23 protein-coding genes and 1 tRNA gene are annotated in these 21,912 nt (G+C 70.7%); 8 read left to right on the top strand and 16 right to left on the bottom strand.

All coding sequences use genetic code 11. The annotated features are described in order from the left end of the window. Nucleotides 1-17: 17 nt before the first annotated feature. Nucleotides 18-1,079 carry a thiamine pyrophosphate-dependent enzyme gene (locus tag K6T50_RS06735; protein ID WP_425601400.1) on the bottom strand — a complete coding sequence of 354 codons (1,062 nt, stop codon included), beginning with the start codon at nucleotides 1,077-1,079 and terminating at the stop codon, nucleotides 18-20. Between the two features lie 220 nt (nucleotides 1,080-1,299). On the opposite strand from K6T50_RS06735, the gene K6T50_RS06730 reads away from it, so the two are divergent. Together K6T50_RS06730 and K6T50_RS06725 are read left to right on the top strand one after the other, a co-directional pair. Then, the gene (locus K6T50_RS06730) at nucleotides 1,300-1,956 is read left to right on the top strand and encodes a hypothetical protein (RefSeq protein WP_222608626.1); all 657 of its coding nucleotides are present in this window, start codon (nucleotides 1,300-1,302) and stop codon (nucleotides 1,954-1,956) included. 68 nt (nucleotides 1,957-2,024) lie between these two features. Then, the gene (locus tag K6T50_RS06725; protein ID WP_222608625.1) at nucleotides 2,025-2,342 is read left to right on the top strand and encodes a DUF7991 family protein; all 318 of its coding nucleotides are present in this window, start codon (nucleotides 2,025-2,027) and stop codon (nucleotides 2,340-2,342) included. A 3-nt stretch (nucleotides 2,343-2,345) separates the two neighbouring features. Here the strand turns inward: K6T50_RS06725 and K6T50_RS06720 are convergent, their stop codons facing one another. The 3 genes from K6T50_RS06720 to K6T50_RS06710 all read right to left on the bottom strand — a co-directional run bounded on the left by K6T50_RS06720 (nucleotide 2,346) and on the right by K6T50_RS06710 (nucleotide 4,304). Then, on the bottom strand, nucleotides 2,346-3,245 hold the full coding sequence (locus K6T50_RS06720) for a hypothetical protein (protein WP_222608624.1): 900 nt from the start codon (nucleotides 3,243-3,245) through the stop codon (nucleotides 2,346-2,348). 112 nt (nucleotides 3,246-3,357) lie between these two features. Further along, nucleotides 3,358-3,957 carry a dTMP kinase gene (gene tmk, locus K6T50_RS06715; protein ID WP_222608623.1) on the bottom strand — a complete coding sequence of 200 codons (600 nt, stop codon included), beginning with the start codon at nucleotides 3,955-3,957 and terminating at the stop codon, nucleotides 3,358-3,360. 128 nt (nucleotides 3,958-4,085) lie between these two features. Next, complete coding sequence (locus tag K6T50_RS06710) at nucleotides 4,086-4,304, bottom strand: DUF8029 family protein (RefSeq protein ID WP_222608622.1); 219 nt, start codon at nucleotides 4,302-4,304, stop codon at nucleotides 4,086-4,088. A 437-nt stretch (nucleotides 4,305-4,741) separates the two neighbouring features. On the opposite strand from K6T50_RS06710, the gene K6T50_RS06705 reads away from it, so the two are divergent. From K6T50_RS06705 to K6T50_RS06690, 4 genes are all read left to right on the top strand, one after another. Next, nucleotides 4,742-7,933, top strand: coding sequence for an adenosylcobalamin-dependent ribonucleoside-diphosphate reductase (locus K6T50_RS06705; RefSeq protein WP_222608621.1), 3,192 nt, complete (start codon nucleotides 4,742-4,744; stop codon nucleotides 7,931-7,933). A 108-nt stretch (nucleotides 7,934-8,041) separates the two neighbouring features. Beyond that, nucleotides 8,042-8,926, top strand: a complete 885-nt coding sequence (locus tag K6T50_RS06700) for an alpha/beta fold hydrolase (RefSeq protein WP_222608620.1) — start codon at nucleotides 8,042-8,044, stop codon at nucleotides 8,924-8,926. Nucleotides 8,927-9,050: 124 nt separating this feature from the next. Beyond that, nucleotides 9,051-10,844, top strand: a complete 1,794-nt coding sequence (ilvD, locus tag K6T50_RS06695; protein ID WP_222608619.1) for a dihydroxy-acid dehydratase — start codon at nucleotides 9,051-9,053, stop codon at nucleotides 10,842-10,844. A gap of 109 nt (nucleotides 10,845-10,953) precedes the next feature. Continuing rightward, nucleotides 10,954-11,886 carry a class I SAM-dependent methyltransferase gene (locus K6T50_RS06690; RefSeq protein ID WP_222608618.1) on the top strand — a complete coding sequence of 311 codons (933 nt, stop codon included), beginning with the start codon at nucleotides 10,954-10,956 and terminating at the stop codon, nucleotides 11,884-11,886. A gap of 48 nt (nucleotides 11,887-11,934) precedes the next feature. On the opposite strand, the gene K6T50_RS06685 is transcribed toward K6T50_RS06690, so the two are convergent. The 12 genes from K6T50_RS06685 to K6T50_RS06630 all read right to left on the bottom strand — a co-directional run bounded on the left by K6T50_RS06685 (nucleotide 11,935) and on the right by K6T50_RS06630 (nucleotide 20,305). Beyond that, nucleotides 11,935-13,209, bottom strand: a complete 1,275-nt coding sequence (locus tag K6T50_RS06685; protein WP_222608617.1) for a lycopene cyclase domain-containing protein — start codon at nucleotides 13,207-13,209, stop codon at nucleotides 11,935-11,937. Nucleotides 13,210-13,280: 71 nt separating this feature from the next. Next, nucleotides 13,281-13,619 (bottom strand): CBS domain-containing protein, encoded by a 339-nt coding sequence (locus K6T50_RS06680; RefSeq protein ID WP_425601404.1) that lies wholly within the window; start codon nucleotides 13,617-13,619, stop codon nucleotides 13,281-13,283. A 223-nt stretch (nucleotides 13,620-13,842) separates the two neighbouring features. Beyond that, a tRNA-Pro gene (locus K6T50_RS06675) sits at nucleotides 13,843-13,913 on the bottom strand. 91 nt (nucleotides 13,914-14,004) lie between these two features. Continuing rightward, nucleotides 14,005-15,159, bottom strand: a complete 1,155-nt coding sequence (locus K6T50_RS06670; RefSeq protein WP_222608615.1) for a succinylglutamate desuccinylase/aspartoacylase family protein — start codon at nucleotides 15,157-15,159, stop codon at nucleotides 14,005-14,007. Nucleotides 15,160-15,266: 107 nt separating this feature from the next. Then, nucleotides 15,267-16,166, bottom strand: coding sequence for an RNA-guided pseudouridylation complex pseudouridine synthase subunit Cbf5 (locus K6T50_RS06665; RefSeq protein WP_222608614.1), 900 nt, complete (start codon nucleotides 16,164-16,166; stop codon nucleotides 15,267-15,269). A gap of 2 nt (nucleotides 16,167-16,168) precedes the next feature. Then, on the bottom strand, nucleotides 16,169-16,747 hold the full coding sequence (cmk, locus tag K6T50_RS06660) for a (d)CMP kinase (protein WP_222608613.1): 579 nt from the start codon (nucleotides 16,745-16,747) through the stop codon (nucleotides 16,169-16,171). A 97-nt stretch (nucleotides 16,748-16,844) separates the two neighbouring features. Beyond that, nucleotides 16,845-17,678: a helix-turn-helix transcriptional regulator gene (locus tag K6T50_RS06655; RefSeq protein WP_222608612.1), complete on the bottom strand. Its 834-nt coding sequence runs from the start codon at nucleotides 17,676-17,678 to the stop codon at nucleotides 16,845-16,847. A 411-nt stretch (nucleotides 17,679-18,089) separates the two neighbouring features. Then, nucleotides 18,090-18,710, bottom strand: a complete 621-nt coding sequence (locus K6T50_RS06650) for a MogA/MoaB family molybdenum cofactor biosynthesis protein (RefSeq protein WP_222608611.1) — start codon at nucleotides 18,708-18,710, stop codon at nucleotides 18,090-18,092. A gap of 51 nt (nucleotides 18,711-18,761) precedes the next feature. After that, nucleotides 18,762-19,223, bottom strand: a complete 462-nt coding sequence (locus tag K6T50_RS06645) for a hypothetical protein (protein ID WP_222608610.1) — start codon at nucleotides 19,221-19,223, stop codon at nucleotides 18,762-18,764. Nucleotides 19,224-19,269: 46 nt separating this feature from the next. Continuing rightward, entirely contained in the window at nucleotides 19,270-19,476 is a 207-nt protein-coding gene (locus tag K6T50_RS06640) for a helix-turn-helix transcriptional regulator (protein WP_222608609.1), read from the bottom strand. Further along, a complete protein-coding gene (locus K6T50_RS06635; protein WP_222608608.1) occupies nucleotides 19,473-19,907 on the bottom strand; it encodes a DUF2178 domain-containing protein in 435 nt (144 codons plus the stop codon). Before K6T50_RS06635 ends, K6T50_RS06640 begins: the two co-directional genes overlap by 4 nt. Continuing rightward, a complete protein-coding gene (locus tag K6T50_RS06630; RefSeq protein ID WP_222608607.1) occupies nucleotides 19,904-20,305 on the bottom strand; it encodes a hypothetical protein in 402 nt (133 codons plus the stop codon). The genes K6T50_RS06635 and K6T50_RS06630 overlap by 4 nt, the downstream gene beginning before the upstream one ends. 141 nt (nucleotides 20,306-20,446) lie before the next feature. Here K6T50_RS06630 and K6T50_RS06625 point away from each other — a divergent pair, with 141 nt between their 5' ends. Continuing rightward, the gene (locus K6T50_RS06625; protein ID WP_222608606.1) at nucleotides 20,447-21,487 is read left to right on the top strand and encodes a zinc-binding dehydrogenase; all 1,041 of its coding nucleotides are present in this window, start codon (nucleotides 20,447-20,449) and stop codon (nucleotides 21,485-21,487) included. Beyond that, nucleotides 21,477-21,839, top strand: coding sequence for a DUF7977 family protein (locus K6T50_RS06620; RefSeq protein ID WP_222608605.1), 363 nt, complete (start codon nucleotides 21,477-21,479; stop codon nucleotides 21,837-21,839). The genes K6T50_RS06625 and K6T50_RS06620 overlap by 11 nt, the downstream gene beginning before the upstream one ends. Nucleotides 21,840-21,912 lie beyond the last annotated feature (73 nt).

Here is a 21,912-nt window from a genome sequence, read left to right as displayed (position 1 = left end):
GGCCGAACCGCGCGGAGCTACCGGTCCAACTCGTACGTCTCAGGGTGTTCGTCGGCGACGGCGCGTGCGGCCTCGCGCTGTCGTCGCACGTCCGCGGGCAACTCCTCGTACAGCGAGTCGAACAGCTCCTCCGGCTCCGGTCGGGGCACGGATTCGGCGGTCTCGACGGCCTCGGCGAGTTCCTCGTTCGCCTCCTCGGTGGCCTCGTCGACGAAGCCGTCGTCGACGATCCCCTGCTCGCGGCACCACTCGGCGAACCGGTCGAGCGGGTCGCGCAGGCGCCACGCCGGCAGGTCCGGGTCGCCGTCGCGGTACTGGCTCGGGTCGTCGGCGGTGGTGTGGGCGCCCCGGCGGTACGTCAGCGCCTCCACGAGCACCGGGTCGCCGTCGCGGGCGCTCGCCAGCGCGTCCTCGACGACCGCGCGCGTGGCGAGGGGGTCGTTGCCGTCGACCCGTACCCCCTCGATGCCGTAGGCATCGGCCTTGATCGCGATCGACTCGCTGGCGGTCTGGCGCGCCTCCGGCAGCGAGATTGCCCAGCCGTTGTTCTCACAGAAGAAGACCGTCGGGGCGTCGAACACGCCCGCGAAGTTCAGCCCCTCGTGGAAGTCGCCCTCGCTGGTGGCGCCGTCGCCGAAGCACACGAGCGCGGCCCAGTCCTCGTCGGCGTAGCTCGCGGCCATCCCCGCGCCGGCGGCGTGCGGGATCTGGCTGGCGATGGGGACCGCCTGCGGGAAGACTGGAATCTCGTGGTCGGAGTGGTACTCCGGGAAGCCCCGCCTGAACAGGAGGATGTCGCTCATGGGGACGCCGCGGGCGATCTGGAGGGCGTTCGAGCGGTAGGTGGGGAACAGGTGGTCCTCGGCCGCCATCGCGTGGGCGGCGCCGACCTGCGCGGCCTCCTGCCCCTCGAACGGGGGGTAGCCGCTCATCCACCCGCGCCGCTGGAGGGCGAGCGCGCGCTCGTCGAACCGGCGGGTCCGGACGATGTCGCGCAGGGCCGCGCGGGCGTCCTCGGCGTCGAAGCGGGTGTCGTCGAGGTCGCGCTCGCCGACGATCCGCGTCACGTCGTCGCTCATGGCCGCACCTGCCGCGGCATCCGGCATAAATTGCGGCGGGACGGCGGCGTCGGTCACCTCGGATCGGCGGCTGACGACGGGTCGGAGACGTGACCGCGTCGCATGGATCGTTGCCGACACCGAATATCTAATCCGATATCTCGTGGAGTGTATTTTTCAATGAAGTCGGTGACCGAAACCCGATGTCGGTTCATTCGACTTCGACCGGAGGTATCCACGCATGGCTGTGAGCACGAGCGACGTTTCCTCCCGTTCGTATACCGGACTCGAGGGGATCCTCCTCGGGTTCCCGGTGCTGGGCGCCGTCGCGGGGCTGGCGATGCTCGTCGCGCAGGCGGCCGGCGTCGGGTCCGCGACGGGACTCGTCGCCGGAATGGGCGCGATGTGGGTCTTCGGCCTGCTCGTCGCGCTGGCGATCCCCGTCCTCCTGTATCTCGACGCGACCGAACTCGGCGACCATGACCTCGACTGGTCGCCGAGCCCCGTGCTGTACGCGGTGCTCGGGTTCCTGTTCTCCGGGCTCGTTCTGATCCACTACCTGTACCGCCGCCACGAGGAGGTCCGTTCGACCGGCGGTGGAAGCGACCGTTGGTGGCTTGTGGCCGTCGGCGCCGTGGTCCTGCCGGCGATACTGTCGGCGCTCTCGTTCGGAGGGCTCGTCCCGTCGTCGGTCTTCGCGGGACTCGCGCTGGCGTTCCTGCTTCCGGTCGGCGTCTACAAGGACGCGGTGTACGTCCGCGGCGGCGACGCCGGTTGGAACCCGAACCCCGCGATGCAGTTCACGGTCGCGTTCGTCTCGCTGCTCCTCCCGATCCTGTCGGTGCCGTACCTCGGCTACTATCTCTACAAGCGGTACACGTCCGTCGGTCTCCCCTGATCTGGGTTCGGACCTGAGCGGACAGGAGCGCCCGACAGGCCAAAGACCGCCCGACTCCAAGGCGGGGTATGGTCTCTGCGCTCGCGCTCGTGCTCACCGTCGTCGCGCTCGCGGTGAACACGCTCGTCGTCGCGGTGCTCTCGCGCTTCTTCCGCATCCGGCTGAAGACGCAGTGGGGCTGGGTGACGTACACGATGCTCGTCTCCCCGGTGGTGCTGTTGGTCCTCGGGTTGATCCAGGGAACGGTCATCGCCGCGCCGCTGTTCGAGGGCGCCGCGGGGCTGTTCCTCGCGGTGTTCGTGGGCGTCCCGCTGACGCTCGGGTTCACGATCGACCTGCTGTACGTTCCCCCGCCCGACGAGTACGACCTCCCGGCGACGGAGTAGGGCTCAGCCGCCCGACGCCGTCCACGCGGCGTCCGTCGGCTCGCTCTCCCCGTCGGCGGTGTCGGCCCCGCCGGCCGTCGACGCGTTCGAGTCGCGGACCCACGGCGGCGGCGACGCCGCCGACCCGCCGACCGTCGTCCGGAACCGTTCGGTCGTCGTCGCGACGAGCGTTCCGCCGTCCTCGGTCTCGTAGGTCGCGGTGAACGTGAGGTCGTACGCCAACACCACCCCCGCCTCGGTGACGGTCGCGTTCAGCCGGTAGTCCCGCATCGGCGGCCCGCCGCGGCGGTCGAGGGCGTCGTGGTCGGCCCGGACGACGTACGCCTCCTCGCCGTCGACGGTCGTCGTGCCGACGAGGCGCGCGTTCGTCCCGACGAACCGGCCGAACACGGAGTCCTCGCCGGTGTCGTCCGCGTCGGCGATCGTCGGCGGCTGCCCGCTGATCCGCCGCAGCGTGACGTTCCCGGACGCGTCGACCGCCCGGGTCACCGTCACGTTCCCGTCGGTCCAGAACTCGAAGGTGGGGAACGGCGAGACGAACTGCGCGGGCAGGCCGCCCGTTTGATTCACGCGGTAGTGGACCCGGGAACCGGCCGACTCGATGCGGATATCCGTCGCCGAGACCGTCGTCCCGTTCGCCCCGACGACGGTTCGGTCGATCAGAACCGTCGAGTTCACCCGGTCGAGCGCGCTGTCGTGGTTGCCCGCGAGGACCCGGGCGTCGACGCCGTCGTCGTTGACGCCGGGCGGGTACTCCGGCGCGGGCGTCGGCGTCGGCGACGCGGTCGGCGTGTTCGCGAGCGCGGGGTTCACCGTTCTGGCGCCGCCGTCGCCGGGTCCGGCGCCGCAGCCGGCGAGGAGGACCGCGACGGCGACGACGAACGCGAGGACGACGCGGCGCATACGCTCTCAATGGGCTCGCGGCGAATAAGTGCGGACGGTGCCGGCGATCGGATCGGTCGGCTGCGACGCCGTCAACGGCCGCGTCGGCGACGGCCGGGAGGGTGGCGTCCGATCAGCGGTCGCGGTGCGCCTCGACGAGCCGTTCGACGCTGTCCTCGACGGCGTCGAGTACCTCCTCCGGGGAGCGGCCGGCGTCGACGCGAACGAACCGCTCGGGCTCGGCGTCGATCAGGCGCTCGTAGTTCGACTGTACCTCCGTGAGGAACGAGACGCGCTCGTACTTGTCGGTCGCGCCGGCGCGCGCGGCCGCGGTCTCCGGGTCCACGTCGAGGTAGATGGTGGCGTCCGGCTCGCGGGTGAACGCGCCGTGGACGCCGCGGATGTATTCGAGCGGCCGCTCGAGGTCGGTGTCGGCCAGGGTGGCGGCCTGGTAGGCGTACCGCGAGTCGGTGTAGCGGTCGGAGATCACCAGGTCGCCGTCGGCGAGCGCCGGCCGAACGACCCGCGAGAGGTGGTCGGCGTGGTCGGCGACGAAGCAGAACAGGTCCGCCAGGGGGTCGGTGTCGTCGTCGCCGAGCGACCGCCGGACGGCGTCGCCGTACCACGAGTCGGTCGGCTCGCGGGTGAACGTCGCGTCGGGGTACGCCGGCCGGAGGGCCTCCCAGGCGGTGGTCTTCCCGCTCCCGTCGAGGCCTTCGAGCGTGAGGAGCATCTGTCGGTCGTGACTGGTCGCGCCGGGGGCTTACCGCTTGCGTGTCGTCGGCAGCGGTCGTGGCCGGGGTGGTCGAGGCGACCGACGCGAACGCCGTCGGCGACGGCGGGTCGGGGGCGACCGACCGCTCACACCAGGTACGTCGTCACGACGAGGAACACGCCGACGGCGAAGGCCGCGATCAGCGCCAGCCGCCAGGCGATGCTGAGAACGATCCGGCCGACGAACAGCACGACGAGGAAGCCGACCAGCGCGAGGAAGGCGGTTCCGAGCGTCGAGTCGAGCGGTCCGGGGAGCTGAAAGAGCGCGGTCGCGGCGGCGAGCGCGAGGGTCTCGGCGGCGAGCATGGCCCGCCCTTCTCACCCGACCGTGGTATCCCTTTCCCCCGCATGTCGGCGGAGCGGAACGAACCGTGCCGGCAGCGCCGACGCGTCACGAGTCCCCCTCGATGCGCACGTCCGTGCACCGACACGATCGTGCGACCCGGTTCCGTCCGTTGATTCCGCGGTCCGCTCCGATCGTTGACCACTTTCACTCCGCTCTGAACATCCTTATACTGCTGCTCGTACAACGCTGATACGGACCCGATCAGACGCGTTCAGGCTCACACCGGTAAGGCACGCCTACGTCAAGTAGGATTGAATTAACACAAGCCTACCGGAACCCACGCCGTTTATCAGCGTGGGTCCGGTACCGAACGTCCGTCCGAGAACACAATGGAACGCCACGATATTCACACCGAAGTCTGTCGATCCGCCGGCGCCGACGGGGAGGGACGCGACGCATGAGTCGCGCCGACCTCGACGCCGACGAGCTCGAACTGCCGATCAAACGAACGGAAGGAGAGACGCTTGAGGAGCGGCTCACGTCCAACGCCTACGACAACATCCTCCCGGCCCGCTACCTCCGCAAGAACGCGGACGGCGAGCCCACCGAGACGCAGGAGGAACTGTTCGAGCGCGTCGGCCGCAACGTCGCGCTCGCGGAGGCCGTGTACGAGGCCGACGAGCCCGTCACCGTCACGCCCGATCAGCTCAAGCCCGGCCACCCCCGACGCGACGAACTCGCCGAGGAGGTCTTCGGCAAGGGCGTCACCGCCGACGACGAGGACGCCGAGACCGAGCTGACCGTCTACAACGTCAACAAGTTCGCCTACGAGACGGTCGTCCCCGAGCTTCCCGACGACGTACGCACGCACGTCGAGGAGACGGCCGACGAGTTCCAGGAGCTGATGGAGCGGCTCTCGTTCATGCCGAACTCGCCGACGCTGATGAACGCCGGCGACGAGCTCCAGCAGCTCTCCGCCTGCTTCGTCGACTCCCCCGCCGACGACATCGACGACATCCACCAGACGGCCAAGGAGGCCGCGCAGGTGTTCCAGTCCGGCGGCGGGATGGGGTACGCGTTCTGGAAGCTTCGCCCGTACGGCGACGCGGTCGGCTCCACCGGCGGCATCGCCTCCGGGCCGATCACGTTCATGCGCACGTTCGACCAGATGTGCGAGACCATCGCGCAGGGCGGCGCCCGCCGCGGCGCCCAGATGGGCGTCATGCGCGTCTCGCACCCGGACGTGATCCAGTTCATCCACGCGAAGAACAAGGACGTCAGCCTCGCGAACACGCTCCGCCTGAACGACCCCGACGACTTCACGCACACGTCGTTCGCGGACGCGCTCGACGAGGCGCGCGAGCTGATCGACGACGACGGGAAGGTGCCCAAGCACCTCCGAAACGCCGTCGAGGGCCACCTCTCGAACTTCAACATCTCCGTCGGCGTCACCGACGACTTCATGGAGGCGCTGGAGAACGGCGAGGAGTTCACGTTCACCAACCCGCGCACGGAGGAGCCCCACGTCGCGACGCCCGAGACGAAGGAGCTGTACGAGATGTTCGGCCTCGGCGAGCACGTCGAGGTCGGCGAGGAGCTGTCGGTGCCGGCCGCGGACCTGTGGGATCACATCGTCGAGGGCGCCCACGAGAACGGCGAGCCCGGCGTCATCTACCTCGAACGGGTGAACAAGCTCCACAGCTTCGACGTGGAGGAGCACCCCGACCACCGCATCCTCGCGACGAACCCCTGCGGCGAGCAGCCCCTCGAGGAGTACGAGGCGTGCAACCTCGGCCACATCAACCTCTCGACGCTCGCGGATCTGGACGCGCCCGACTGGCGCGTCTGGGTCGAGGAGCACGGCGACGAGTACGAGAGCGAGGAGGCCGCCGTCGAGGCGTTCCTCGAGGACGCCATCGACTGGGAGGAGTTCGACTACCGCGTCGAGATGGGGACGCGCTTCCTCGAGAACGTCGTCACCATGTCGGACTTCCCGGTGCCGAAGATCGAGGAGAAGGTCCGCGACATGCGCAAGATCGGCCTCGGCGTCATGGGCCTCGCGCAGCTGTACATCCAGCTCGGCGTCCGCTACGGCTCCGAGACGGGCAACCTGATCGCCGAGGAGCTGATGACCCACATCAACCACGGGTCGAAGGCCGCCAGCCACGATCTCGCCGAGGAGCGGGGCGTGTTCAACGACTGGGCGGACTCGAAGTACGCCGACCCCGTCCGCTACGCCGACTGGTTCGAGCAGTACGTCGGCGAGGACCCTCACGACTGGGCGGACGGCTACCCGATCCGCAACCACAACACGACGACCATCGCGCCGACGGGCACCACGTCGATGGTGGGCAACACCACCGGCGGCTGCGAGCCCATCTACAACGTCGCCTACTACAAGAACGTCTCCGACGACGTGCAGGGCGACGAGATGCTCGTCGAGTTCGACGACTACTTCCTGCGCACGCTGGAGGCGAACGACATCGACGTCGACGCCGTGAAGGAGGAGGCACAGGAGCAGATGGCGAACAACGAGTTCGACGGCGTCGACGGCCTGGAGACGGTGCCGGACGCCATCGGCGAGCTGTTCGTCGTCACCGGCGACCTCACCGCGAAGGACCACGCCGGCGTGCAGGTCGCCTGCCAGACGGGCGTCGACTCGGCCATCTCGAAGACGGTGAACGCGCCCAACGACTCCACGCTGGAGGACGCTCAGGAGGTCTTCGAGTACATCTACGAGCACGGCGGCAAGGGCGTCACCTACTACCGCGACGGCACCCGCTCGAAGCAGGTGCTCACCACGCGCGCCGACAACGCCGACTTCGCCGACGAGAGCGAGGCCGCCGAGGCGCTCGTCGAGCAGATCTCCGAGGTCTTCGGCGGCATCGAGGGCTTCCTCGAGAACGAGGACGTGCAGGCCGCGCTCGACGAGGAGGTGTCGGACCTGCTGGAGGCCGCCGACGAGAAGACGGTCCACATCGACTACACCGAGAAGCGCGCCCGGCCGGACTCGCTGCGCGGGGTCACCCAGCTCATCGAGACCGGCTACGGGAAGATGTACATCACCATCAACGAGGACCCCGAGACCGGCGAGCCGTTCGAGCTGTTCGCCAACATCGGCCACTCCGGCGGCTTCACGAACTCCTTCACGGAGTCGCTGGCGAAGGTCATCTCGACGGCGCTGCGGTCGGGCGTCGACCCGCGCGAGATCGTCGACGAGCTCCAGGGTACCCGCAGCCCGAAGATCGCCTGGGACAAGGGCGAGCAGATCCAGTCCATCCCGGACGCGATCGGCACGGCGATGCGCCGCTACCTCGACGACGAGGTGGAGAAGGGCTACCCCGAGCAGACGAGCCTCGACGAGGTCGGCGCCGGCGCCGACGCCGACGCGCCCGCCCCCGAGTCCGACGGCGGCACCGCCGTCGAGGGCGGGGTCTCTGACACCGAGAGCGGGGTCTCCGACGCCGGACCCGCCGACGCGGGCGCGCCCGGACCGGAGGACGCCGGCGCGGCCGAGCGACAGTCGGACGCGGTCGACGAACTCATCGCCAACGGCGAGTCGCCCGAGTGTCCCGACTGCGGCAGCATGACGCTGTACTACTCGGAGGGCTGCAAAACCTGCGAGAGTTGCGGCTGGAGCGAGTGCTGAGCCGGGACTGACGGCGCAGTCGCCGACTATTCGTCCGCGATCTTCCGTTTTCGCGCGCTCCCGGAAGCCGAACAACCGCTATCCTCGCCCGGCGCGTACCGACGGGGTATGCCCACCGTGGAGACGAACGACATCGAGACGTACTACGAGCGCCGCGGCGACGGCCCGCCGGTCGTGTTCGTCCACGGTGCGGCCGTCGATCACACCCAGTGGGCCCCGCAGGTCGACGCGCTCGCCGACGAGTACACCGTCGTCGCGTACGACGTTCGCGGGCACGGCCGAACGGGCGGCTCCGACCGCGGGACCTACAGTATCGATCGCTTCGCCGACGACCTCGCGGCGCTCATCGACGCGCTCGATCTCGACCGGCCGGTGGTCTGCGGCCTGTCGATGGGCGGCTGCATCGCGATGACGTACGCCGCGCGCCACCCCGACGGGCTGGCGGGACTCGTCCTCGCGGACACGTTCGGCCCGGTGCCGCTCACCCTCGGCGAGCGCCTCCAGCGGCAGTTACTCCGAGCGACGATCCCGCCCGCGCGGCTGGTCGGCTACGAACGCGTCGAGCGGGCGATGGTGTGGCTCCAGCGGCGCGTCTCCGGCGAGGGCGTCGTCGGCGACTACGACCGGATCGAGGCGATCCGCGAGCGCCGGCCGACGATGTCGACCGCGGAGTTCGCGAAGGTGATCCGAGCCTTGGCGTCGTTCCACCGGACGACGGTGGACCTGGACGCCATCGACGTGCCGACGCTGGCGCTGTACGGCGAGCACGACGCCGGGTTCATCCGGCGACAGATGCGCAGTCTCGCGTCGCTGGTGGGACACGCGCGCCTGCTCGTCGTCCCGAACGCGGGTCACGCGTCGAACCTCGACAACGAGGCGTTCGTCGACGGCGCGATCCGCGGGCACCTCCGACGCGTGTGGCCCCACCACTCGCCGCGCCACGAGGCGGGGCCGGGACCGGCGCCCGCGCCGCCGGCGGAAACGGACGGCTGAGTCGCGGCCGTCCGTCTCCCCCGCCGCCCGCGACGGACGGGGTACCGTCGACAGCGACGACACCCCCGACAGCAACATCTGTTCGTGTACGGCAGTTTATGGGGGCGGACGCCGACCCCGAAGTATGAGCAAGCAGGAGCCGCCCGAGCGCGACCGCGCCGGCGACGCGGCAGACGACGCCGCGGACGCCGACGCGTTCGCCGGCGAGAAGGACGAGTCCCTCCGCAGCCGCGAGGTCACGGCGGGCGCCGAGCGCGCGCCCCACCGCGCGATGTTCCGCGCGATGGGATACGACGACCAAGACCTCTCCTCCCCGATGGTCGGCATCCCGAACCCGGCGGCCGACATCACGCCGTGCAACGTCCACCTCGACGACGTGGCGGACGCCGCCCGCGAGGGGATCGAGTCCGCCGAGGGGATGCCCATCGAGTTCGGCACCGTCACCATCTCCGACGCCATCTCGATGGGGACCGAAGGGATGAAAGCGAGCCTCATCAGCCGCGAGGTGATCGCCGACTCCGTCGAACTCGTCTCCTTCGGCGAGCGCATGGACGCGCTCGTCACGGTCGCCGGCTGCGACAAGAATCTCCCCGGGATGCTAATGGCCTCCATCAGGACCGACCTCCCGTCGGTGTTCCTGTACGGCGGGTCGATCAAGCCGGGCGAGCACGCCGGCCGCGACATCACCGTCCAGAACGTCTTCGAGGGCGTCGGCACCTACGCCGAGGGCGACATGAGCGCGGAGGAGCTCGACGAGATGGAGCGCCACGCCTGCCCCGGCGCGGGCTCGTGTGGCGGGATGTTCACCGCGAACACGATGGCGAGCATCTCGGAGGCGCTGGGGATGGCGCCGCTGGGTTCGGCGTCGCCGATGGCCGAGTCGGAGGGCCGCTACGACGTGGCCCGGCACGCGGGCGAACTCGCCTTGGAGTGCGTCGAGCAGGACCGGCGACCCTCGGACATCATCAGCACGGAGTCGTTCGAGAACGCCATCGCGGTGCAGGTGGCGATGGGCGGGTCGACCAACGCCGTGCTCCACCTGCTCGCGCTGGCGGCCGAGGCCGACCTCGAGCTGGACATCACCGAGTTCGACGAGATCTCCCGGCGCACGCCGAAGATCGCGAACCTCCAGCCCGGCGGCACGCGCGTCATGCAGGACCTCGACGCCGTCGGCGGCGTGCCGGTCGTGATCCGCCGGCTCATCGAGGGCGGCTACATGCACGGCGACGCGATGACGGTGACCGGACGGACGATGGCCGAGGAGATCGCACACCTGGAGGAGACGGGGCAGCTCCCCGCGGACGACGACATCGAGGCGGACTTCCTCTACACCGTCGACGAGCCCTACAGCGAGGAGGGGGCGATCAAGATCCTGACGGGCAACCTCGCGCCCGACGGCGCGGTGCTGAAGGTCACCGGCGACGACGCGTTCCACCACGAGGGACCGGCCCGCGTGTTCGAGGCCGAGGAGGACGCCATGGAGTACGTGCAGTCGGGCGAGATCGAGTCCGGCGACGTGATCGTCATCCGCAACGAGGGCCCCCGCGGCGGCCCCGGGATGCGCGAGATGCTCGGCGTCACCGCCGCCGTCGTCGGCGCGGGCCACGAGGACGACGTGGCCCTCCTCACCGACGGCCGCTTCTCGGGCGCGACACGCGGACCGATGGTCGGCCACGTCGCCCCCGAGGCCGTCGAGGGCGGGCCGATCGGCCTCGTCGAGGACGGCGACACCGTGACGGTGGACATCCCGAACCGTAACCTCTCGGTCGACGTGAGCGACGAGGAGCTGGACCGCCGCGCCGACGCGTACGAGGCGCCGGAGCCGCAGTACGCGGGCGGCGTGTTCGCGAAGTTCGCCCGCGACTTCGGCAGCGCGGCCAACGGTGCCGTCACGAACCCCAAGGCGAAGCGGGACTGACCCGGCGCTCCGTCCCGACGCGTCGCCCGGTTCCGGCCGTCGTATCGACCTTCGGACAGAAACGACGTTCGCGGAACGTCCAAGTACGGCGCCGGCGACGCCACGGCGTATGAACGGTGGCGACGACGAGTCCGACGGCGCTTCCGACCGCGACTTGTCTGCGCGCTTCGAGGCGAACCGCGAGCACTGGGAGCGCATGGTCGAGCCGGTGTCGGTCGCCGACGGCACCGCCGAGATCGAGGCGTTCCTCGACGGCGAGTCGGCGCTGCTCCCGGTCCAGCGCAAGGAGGTGGGCGACGTGGCCGGGGACCGGCTGCTGGACTTGCAGTGTTCGATCGGCACCCGGACGCTGTCGTGGGCGCGGGCCGGAGCGACGGTCACCGGCGTGGACATCTCCGGCGAGAGCGTCCGGGTGGCCCGCGACCTCGCGGCGGCGGCGGGCCTCGCGGACGACGCGACGTTCGTCCGCGCGAACGTGTACGACCTTCCCGAGGCGCTCCCCGACCCGCCGGAGGGCGGGTACGACACCGTCGTCAGCAACTTCGGCGTGTTGTGTTGGCTGCCGGATCTGGATCGCTGGGCAGAGGTCGTCGCCGAGTCGCTGGCGCCGGGCGGAACCCTCCACCTCGCGGAACACCACCCGATCGCGACCGCCCTCTCGGACGACCTGAGCGGCGGTGCCGGCGTCGATTCCGGCGACGACGCCGACGACGGCACCGGAAACACCGATGACGACCGCGGCGGCTCCGGAGACGCCGCCGACCGTGGCGGCATCTCGATCGAACATCCGTACTTCTCGACCGACGAGCCGGTGGCCGACGGCGACACCCACAAGTGGACCCACGGGCTCGGGGAGATCCTGACGGCGCTCGTCGACGCCGGGATCGACGTTCGGTTCGTCCACGAGCACCCGTTCTCGCCGGTGCAGCGTTCCGAGGCGATGGTCCAGGACGACGAGGGCCGCTGGCGCTTCCGGGGTCACGACCTCCCGCTGCTCGTGACCGTGAAGGGGACGCGGCGGGAACCGGGTACCGGCGAGTGAGCGGCCGACGCCGCCCGCTATCGGGGAGTGGCGCCCTCGACGGGTCGCTTACTGCCCGCCCGTGTCGGGGTCCGGGCCCGCGTCCTCGTCGCCGACGGCCGCGTCCCCGTCCCTGTCCCCGTCGCGGTCGGCGGTCGCCTCCGCCGAGCGCCGACGCGGACGCGGGTTCACCGTCTCGTGGACCCCGAGCACGAGCGCCGGCACGACGAGCATGAACAGGTGTTCCTCCAGCGGGATCCCGAGCAGCTCGATCCTCGTTCGCATCGGGATCGAGAACACGCCCACCTCCAGGGTGTACCAGTCCCAGACGTACGCCACGGGGTAGACGGCGGCGACGGTGCGGGTGGCCCGCCACAGCGCCGCCCTCCCGGCACGAACGAGCAGCACGGCCGCCGCCGTGCCGAACAGCGCCTCGGTCGCGAGGTAGGTGTACGGTCCGAGGAGGGTCACGTCCGGGAGCGCGACGCCCGCGGCCGCGAGCGGCCGGAAGAAGGTCGCGACGAGCAGGCCCGCGAGAAAGAGGTACGCCCCGCGAACGAGCAGCATCGTCGCCGTCGTCGCGTCCTTCCGCACCGCGACGGCCGCCACGGCGCCGAACGCGAGGCTGGCGGCGGGCGCGCTTGGGGGCAACACCTCGACGACGGTCAGCGGGACGACCGCGAACAGCCCGACCCCGAGGGCCGCGGTTGCGACCCGGCGGGCGCGGTCGGGGCCGAGCGCGACGGCGACGGTCCGCTTGTCGATCGACCGATCGTAGTCGTAGTCCTGGGCGTCGTCGATCACCTTCACGCCCGCGAGGATGACGACGAACACGGCCGACAGCGCCAGCGGCGCGACCGCGAGCGTCCCCGTCTGTGCGGCGTAGCCGCCGAGGAGACACAGGCCGATGCCGACCGGATAGCCGAGGGTCGTCGTCGCGGGGTTGGTGTCGAGTTGCGGGGCGTGGAGGTAGCCGATGAGCCACATCGGCGCCGCGATCGCGACCGCAAGGGGCGTCGCCGCCGCCGCCAGGGCGGCGAGACACGCGAGAAAGCCGACGGTCGCGCCCGCGAGGCCGAGACGACAGCCACGCTCGGTCATCGGGTGGTCGTCGTCCTCGCCGCGGCGGTGGAAGTCGACGTAGCCGTCCTTCACGTGGGCGGTGTAGACGGCGAAGAACGCGGCGCCGGCGTACACGAGCGCGACGCCGGGGTCGAACTCGCCCGCGAGGGCCGCCCCGAACAGCGCCGTCGCCACCGGCGGGAGCATGAACACCGGGTGGACCTGCGAGGCGTACGCGCGGGCGGCGGCCGCGGGACCGGCGCCGTGGCGAGCGATCGCCATGGTGACACGTCGGCGCGGATCCGGTTAAAACCGCGCGCCGGCACGACGCGCCGGGTGCGCACCCGCCCCGGTCACGAGAGGTACGCGGTCACGTCAGTGGAGGAGATCATCCCGACGTAGTCGTCGTCGACGACGGGGAGGTGTTTGATCCCGTAGGTGGTCATCATCTGTGCGACCTCCTCCATGTAGAGGTCCGGGGTGACCGTCTCGACGTCGGTCGTCATCACGTCGGCGACCGTGAGTTCGGAGACGTCCCGACCCTCGGCGACGGCGTCGAGCACGTCCGTGCTGGAGACGATCGCGCGGGGCGTGGTAAACACGACGAGCGCGTTGATCCCGTCCTCGCGCATCCGCCGGGCCGCCTCCCGGACGGTCGCGTCCTTCGAGACGGTCTCCAGCGGTGTCGACATCACGTCCGTGACGGTGACCCTGTCGGTGGAATTCACGGTGGATCGGTCGTCCGCGGACGGTATGGTGTTTTCCCCGATGGCGGTGAACCCCGTCATCGTTCGGCCGTGGACTCGTCGGTCCGGTATCGGCCAGGTCGGAGTCGAGTCGGGCCGTCACAGCCCCCACCCCGACGCCGTCTGGTGGCAGTTACACTGTGCCGGATGGTTGTTGTCAGAAAGGTGATGGGACCGCCGAGATTCGAACTCAGGTCCTACGGACCCCATCCGCAGAGGATACCACTACCCTACGGTCCCGCACTCGGGTAGAAACGAGCGCCGGGGTTAAGCGCTTCGTTTCATCGAAGCCGCGTCGTCGTGCGATCCCACGGCACGGATTCGGTGATGCTCACTCCTCCGCATCGTCCCGATCCCTCGGAACCACCAGGTCCCCGTCGTCGCGGACGGCCATGCTCGCGACCGGGTTCCCCTCGTAGACCGCGACCCCCTCGGCACGACCGATCACGTAGCCGTCGTGCTCGCTCTCGACGCTCTCGACCACCTCGCCGTGGGGGGTCACCACCTCGGCGACGGCGTCGCCCGCTTCGACCGCCTCGCCGACGGCGACGCGGTGTCGGACCAGTCCCGCCTCCTCGACGCGCGGGCCGACGAACCGCCGCACCGGGTACTCGATCGGCGAGTTCGGCACGCCCGCACCCGCCTCGGCAACGCCCGCGGGTACGGAGTCGAGCAGTCCGAACTCGACCGCCGCGGCGACGATTCCGGCGACACCGGCCCGCCTGGCGTCCTCCTCGACGACGCTGTGGCCGCCCAGTTCCGCCGTCACGGCCGGAACTCCGGCCGTGTTGAGCGCCGCGCCGGCCGTCGAGCGCTGGAGCGACTGCTCGACGTACTCCTCGGCGGGGTACTCGGTGAGGATCGGGAGCCCGAGCGCCGTCGCGAGGCGATCCAGGTCCTCGGCGAGGTCCTCGGCCTCCGCCTCGGTGCGCTCCTCGCCGTACAGCACCCGGTCCCTGATCGTGAACGGCATCGACCCGACCTGTGCGGTGTGGCAATCGACGAGCAGGTCCGCCGACTCGGCGAGGGCGTCGAACAGCCGGCTGTCGATGCGCTCCTGTGTCTCGGGCGGGCGCGAGTCCTCGCGCTCGGTGTCGGGGAAGTAGCGGTTCGGGTCGTCGCCGCCGTAGTAGGAGGTGCGCTCGTTGCGTCGGAGGCCCGCGGGGTTGACGACGGGGACGACAACGACGGCGCCTGCGAGAGTCGCGTCCTCGTCCCGGGGCCCGACTCCGTTTCCGTCCCCGGTTCCGTCTCCGACCGTCTCAGAGAACGCCGCGGCGACGTCCTGTGCGACGGCGACGCCGGTGGCCTCGTCGCCGTGGACGCCGCCCGTGACCCACAGCACCGGTCCCGCGTCGGCGCCGTTGATCACGGTGACTGGAAGTCGTTCGCTCCCGCCGGTCGGGAGTCCGGTCGCGTGGATCCAGCCGTCCGCGCGCTCGCCGGGTGCCGCCGTCGCAGTGCCGACGGTGAGTGGCTCGTCCATGACGGACGCTGGGCTCGGGGGTCGAAAAAGGCCCGAGCATCGGCAGTCGGTGCGATCGCCCGCCGTCCGGCCGCCGGCAGGTGACCGTGACCCGCCGGCGATCGTACTCAGACCAGCACGCGCTCCAACTCGACGACCTCGCCGGCGTCGGCGTCCGGGTCGCCGACGAGCGTCCCGAGACAGACGGCAGAGCCGTTCGGCGTGTAGCACGCGAGCAGGTCGCCCGCCGCGGGTGCGCCGTCGCCGACCTCGCCGCTCGCGAGGACCCCCGGTGCGTAGACTGGGGCGCCGTTGGCGACCTCGCGGGCCGCGGAATCGGCGATCGTCAGCGACGGAAGCCCCGTCAGCGCCTCCTCGCCAGGTCGGAGCACGTCCCGAAGCAGCGATTCGTCCGGCTCCCCGTCCGGGGTGTCCCGGCCGTCCGCGAACGCGACGCCGTCGACGAGGTCGTGCAGGGTGTGGAGGTCGCGGTCGTCGAAGGGGTCGGTCGCGGTGCGTCGGAGGTGGCCCATGTGGCCGCCGGTGCCGAGCGCGAGGCCGATGTCGTGACACAGCTTCCGGATGTAGGTCCCCGACTCACAGCGAACTCGGAGGAGCACCTGCCGTTCCGTCCGGTCGAGCACGTCGAGATCGTACACCTCGCGGGTCCGGAGTTTTCGCTTGACGGCGGACTTACGCGGCGGTTTCTGATACACCTCGCCCTCGAACTCGTCGACGACGCGGTCGAGGTCGGTCGGGGCCGTGCCGTGGAGTTCCAACACGGCGACGTACTCCTTGGCCCCCTCGAGGAACACCTGCGCCATCCGCGTCGCGTCACCGGTCAGCGTCGGCAGGCAGCCCGTCACCTTCGGGTCGAGCGTGCCCGAGTGGGCCGCGCGGTCGACGCCGAGCACGTCGCGGACCCAGCCGGCGACCTGGTGGGCCGACGGGCCCGCGGGCTTGTCGAGGTTGACGACGCCGAAGTCGGCGAGATCGTCGACCGTTCGCGTCTCGGGCGCCGGGCGCATACTCAGAAGTCGTAGTCGACGCCCTCGACGGAGATCTTCCCCTCGTCGGTGTCGGGGTCGTAGGAGTCGATCGCCGTGGTGAGCATCCCGAGCATGCCCTCGGGCGACCAGCGGGCCGTGTTGTACACGAGGTCGTAGATGCTCAGGTCGTCGATGTCGATGTTGTAGTACTCGCGGTAGCGTTTCGCCTCGCTGCTCTCGCGGCGGCGCGTCTCCTCGATCACCTGTTCCAGCGGCTTGTCCTCGCGGTCGACGATCCGCTCACAGCGGACGTCCAACGGCGCGTCGAGCCAGATGCGCAGATCCGCGTGATCGCCGGCGAGCCAGCCGGCGAGGCGCGACTCCAACAGCACGTCCTCGCGCTCGACGGCGATGGTGCGCAGTCGGCGGTCGAGGTCGCGGTCGATCTGGTCGTCGTCCTCGGCGAGCTCGTTGAACTCGACGGGCGTCATGTCGCGCTCGGCGGCGAGTTCGCGGAAGATGTCGCCCCCGGAGACGTGTTCGAGGTCGAACGCCTCCGCGAGCGCGGCGGCGGTGGTGCTCTTCCCGCTTCCCGGCGGGCCGGAGACCGTTAGCAACATAACGACACTCGGCCCGTCGCGGTCAAAAAGGCGTCCATGTCTCCCGCGGTGTGTGGCGCGCTCGCGTGGGTCGCCGTCGCCGCTCGCGGTCCGCGACTCACTCGGCGCCTTCGACGTTGGCCGCCACGCCGTCTCGGCCGTTTCGAACCGTCTCGGGCGTCACCCGCTCGGCGCCGTCCCGAGCGCGCTCGAATCGCTCGCGGGCCCAGTCAACGGCCGCCGGATCGTCGTTGACCGCGACGCCGCCGACGCCGGTATCGGTGTAGACGACGACGCCGGCCTCGTCGTCGCCGTCGTCGTGCGCGGCGATCCAGAGCCCGAAGGTGATCTCCACCGAATCGCAGAAGAACTCGAACGTGCCGTCGCGCAGGTTCGCCGCGAACCGCTCCCCGCGGATCTCGATCAGGTGATCCAACACGGCGGGCGTGACGACCATCCGCGGCACCGCGCCGCCGGCGGTCGCCTCGTCGTCGAAGGTGTCGAGGTGCCCCGTCAGCGCCGCGGGGGCGACGCCGTACACCGCGTCCGCGCCCCGGACCGACTCGAAGAGCCGTTCGACGACGCCGTCGGGGACGCACGGGTCCGGCTGGCTGACCGCAGCACCGGCGAGGAAGCGCCCGTCCAGCGGCGTGTCATCGGGCAGCGAATCGAACAGCGGTTCGCCGCGCGCGAGCCCGTCGAGGCGCGCGCGGTACCGGTCGTGGGCGTCGAGCGCGTTCGTCCCCACGGCGGTCGCGCGGACGCCGCCGTCGGCGTCCTCGGCGAGCCCGGCGTCGACCAGCTCCCGGACGCCGCGATCGAGCGTCGTCCGCGGCACGTCGAGCCGTTCGACGAGGGTCCGCTTTCGCACGGGCCCGTCGCACAGCGCCGCGAGGACCTCGCGCCGCTTCGCGAGCACCCCCGCGATCTCCGTCGCGTCGCCGGTCGTCATTCACCGGAAGAACGAACGGCCGACCCATGTTTGTTCCGCTTACCGGACTGCCGACCGAACAGTGGGAAGATCACCGGACGGTGAAGTAATACGTGCCTCCCCAGTAGGGTTGAATGCCCCCGAACAAATCGGTTCCCGACTGATCGGCCCTCCATGCCGAACCAACGGAACGCCGTGCCACCGCCCGATCCGCTGCCACCGCCCGATCCGCTGCCACCGACGCTTTCGCCGGTTCGTCTTCTCGCTGTTCGCAACGAGGTCTTGCGTTGCTCCGCTCACGGCTCACTCCGTTCGCCGTTCGCAACGAGGTCTCGCTTCGCTCGACCTCGCTACTCCCGTCTCGCTATGTTCTGGGCGGAGCGGCACGAGACCGCTCCGCCGGTGGCCGAGACGGTCGTTCGGGCTTCGCCCTCACTCGCGTCTCGCTAACCCCGCGAGATGCCCCGCCTCCTCGACGATGATCTCCTCGCTCCCGAGCCGCGCGGCGTTCTCGCTCCCGGGGAGACAGAACACGGGGACGCCGCCGGCGACGCCGGCGGTCGCGCGCGTGCCCACGACCATCGTGCCGATCTCCTCGCGGCTCATCGCGCGGAACAGTTCGCCGAAGCCCGGAAGCTCCTTGTCGAACAGCGGAACCACCGCCTCGACGGTCACGTCGTCCGGGGTGACGCCCGTCCCGCCTGTCGTCACCACGCAGTCCACGTCGTCGCGGTCGACGAGGCGGTCGACGGTCCCCTGCACACCGTCGAAGTCGTCGGCGATGACCTCGCGGACGACGACCTCGTCGCCGGCGCCCTCGACGGCCGACTCGATGGCGTCGCCCGCGGCGTCGTCCTCGTGTCCCCGCGACGAGGAGACCGTGACGACCGCGTATCCGAGCTGTTCGACGTCGTGGGCGTGATGGTCGTGGTCGTGATCGTGGCTGTGGGCGTCGTGGTCGTGACCGTCGTCGTGATCGTGGCCGCCGTGGTCGTGATGGTGACCGTCCTCGTGTCCGTGGTCGTCGTCTCCGTGATCGTGACCGTCGCTCATGGCCCCGACTACCGCCCGCGATCGCTTCAACCCCGGGCCCGGGCTGCTGGGTCACTCGCCCGTGACGGCGTCGGCGACGAGCCGACCCCCGACGGCGAGGCCGCCGAGCGCGAGCGAGACGAGCCCGCCGACGAGGAGCCCGGCGCCGACGACCCACACCGCGACGGCGACCATCCCCGAGGCGAGAAACGCGAGGCCGACCGTGAGTGCGACACCAAGCACCGAGGCGGCGGCGCCGCCGGCGACGAGCCGGTCTGTGCTCGGGCGGTCGGCGAGGGGGCCGACACGGAGGCGCCCCTCGCCGGCGGGGAGCCCGTAGCCGACGACGGTGACGACGCCGGCGACGGCGGTCCCGAGCAACGCGATCGCGAAGCCGAACGCCGCGGGGAGCCCGTCGCCGGTCTCGGGCGGCGGCGGGAGGTCGAAGACGAACACCGCGACGGCCACGAAGCCGGCGAGACCGACGGCGACGGTTCCGAGGCGGAGGGCGGCGAGGGCGGTGGACCGATTCACGGGTGGCGGTCGTCGGCGGTCGACGATGGGCTTTGTGGCGACCGCCTCACGTCGCGTCGGCGCCGTCCGGGTGGAACAGGTCCTCGATCCGGCACTCGAAGAAGTCCGCGAGCGCGAACGCGAGCTCCAGCGACGGGTCGTAGCGCCCGCGTTCGATGCTGTTGATCGTCTGGCGGGTGACGCCGACCGCCTCGGCCAGGCCCGCCTGGCTCAGCCCGTGCTCCTCGCGCCGGGCGCGTACGTCGTTGTTCATCGTGTCCTGCTCATCCACCCGTAGGCGACCGCGAACACGACGAACAACCCGACGTAGCCGTACAGCACGCCGCTGAGGAACGGCGGCGCGTCGTAGAGGTTCAGCGCGCTCAACGTTCGCGCGCCGGAGGCGCCGAGGACGAGGACGACCGCGGCCACGACCAGCGTGACCGTGCTCGCTCGGCGCTCCAGTTCGGCGTCGCGTTCGTCGAACAGCGTCACGGGGCTGAACTGCCACACCGCGAGGAAGCCGAGGATCCCGACCCAGTAGGCCGCCTCGGCCGCGACGGGGTACGAGAGGAGCCTGAGCGCGACGTTCGCGATCACCCCGACGCCGACCGAACCGAACAGCAGCCGACGGTAGCGCCGCCGGGTGGAGACGGTCGGGGTCCCTCCCGAGCCGCTCTGGGAGCCGACCTCGGTCCCGGTCATCGTCCGGCCCTCACGACCGCGACCGCCGCGACCCACAGCAGGAACACCGCCGCGACGGTGGTCGCGACGCCGGCGGCGAAGGCGGTCCACGTGAAGTATCCCAGCCCCGAGGCGAGCACGAGCGCCGGGAACACGACCGCCGATGTCAGCCCGAGCACCCGTATCGTGTACCCCGAGGCGGTTTCGAGCACGTCCGTGTCGCGCTCGTCGAACCGCACGCCGGCGAATCGTCGGTAGCCGACGGCGACGGCCGCGAGGAGGACGAACGCGCCGGCCGCGGCGATCTCGCGGCCGAGGGTGAGCAGTGCAACGTACGCGAGCGTCGCGGTCGCCCACACGGCGACGTACGCGAGGCGGTTCCGTGTCGGTCCGTCGTGGATGGCGTGTGTCGTCGTCATGGATGGGGACGCGAGCTGTAAAGCTCGCTTTACAGTAAAGGACACTTTACACACCGACTTATAGCTGTCGCCGCATCGATCGGTTCCGGTTCGCCGCGGGGAGTAGGGTTTAGTCCCCCGACGTGACAGAGGTAGACACGCATGAAGGCAGTCCAGTTCTCGGAGCACGGCGACCGCGACGTGATCGAGTACGGCGACTTCCCGGACCCCGAGCCGGGCCGGGGGGAGGTGCTCGTCGACGTGAAGGCCGGCGCGCTCAACCACCTCGACATCTGGACCCGAAAGGGGCTCCCGGGGATCGACCTGGAGATGCCGCACATCCCCGGCTCCGACGCGGCGGGCGTCGTGACGGAGGTCGGCGAGGGCGTCACCCGCTTCGAGGAGGGCGACCACGTGGCCGTCTCCGCGGGCGTCTCCTGCGGGGAGTGTGAGTTCTGCCGCGACGGCGAGGAGTCCCAGTGCGTCCGCTTCTCGATCATCGGCGAGCACCAGCGCGGCGTTCACTCGGAGCTGGCGGCCGTCCCGCAGGACAACCTCGTCCACGTCCCGGACCACGTCGACTGGGAGGTCGCGGGCTCCGCCTCGCTCGTGTTCCAGACGGCCTGGCGGATGCTGCTGACGCAGGGCGAGCTCGCGCCCGGCGAGAAGATCCTCGTGCTCGGCGCCTCCGGCGGCGTCGGCCACGCGGCGGTGCAGATCGCCGACTACGTCGGCGCGGAGGTGTACGCGACCGCCTCGACCGAGGAGAAGCTCGGATACGCCGAGGAGCTGGGCGCGGAGCACGTCATCAACTACGAGGAGGACGACTTCGCGGCCGAGATCCGCGAGCTGACGGGTCGCCGCGGCGTCGACATGGTCGTCGACCACATCGGCGCGGCGACGTGGCACGACTCCCTGAAGAGCCTCGCGAAGGGCGGGCGCGTCGTCACCTGCGGGGCGACCACCGGCGGGCGCCCCGAGACCGACATCAACCGGATCTTCTGGAACCAGCTGAAGGTGATCGGCTCGACGATGGCGACGCCGGGCGAGGTCGACGACGTGCTCGAACTCGTGTGGGACGGCACCTTCGAGCCGCGGATCCGCGAGACGCTGCCGATGAGCGAGGCCGCCCGGGCGCACGAGTTGATCGAGGACCGAGAGGGCTTTGGCAAGGTGGTGGTAAGGCCCGACAGTGAGCTCTGAGGACTCCACCGCCCGCTCCGGCCGCGTCGTCAACACCGGCGACGGGTTCGAGCGCGTCGACGACGCGGACGCCGGCTCGGATGCGGCCGCCGCCGCCGCGGAGGTGGCCGACGCCGACTCGGACCCCGACCCCTCCGGGGACGCAGAGGACGACTTCGGGCGTGCCGGCTGGGTGCTCGTGGCCGTCGTCGTGATCGCGTTCCTGGTCGTCCCCGGGATCATCTACCTCCGCCCGACGGCGCCGGGCGAGCTCGGGCTCCGCTTCTACGCGGCGATGCTCGTCCTGCCGTTCCTCCCGGCGCTGTTGCTCGGCGTGACGGCGGTTTGGAGCCTCGTCGCCGGCGACGGGTAGCCGTCGACGGCGCCCGGTGGGACGCCGCTGATCCGGCCGGTCCGCCTCGGCGACGTGGCCGGTACGTTTTGGC

Origin of the sequence: Halobaculum magnesiiphilum (genome assembly GCF_019823105.1) — an archaeon.
Taxonomy (GTDB): domain Archaea; phylum Halobacteriota; class Halobacteria; order Halobacteriales; family Haloferacaceae; genus Halobaculum; species Halobaculum magnesiiphilum.
Note: the sequence above shows the minus strand (reverse complement) of the source record. Positions and strands in the feature narration are given on the sequence as shown.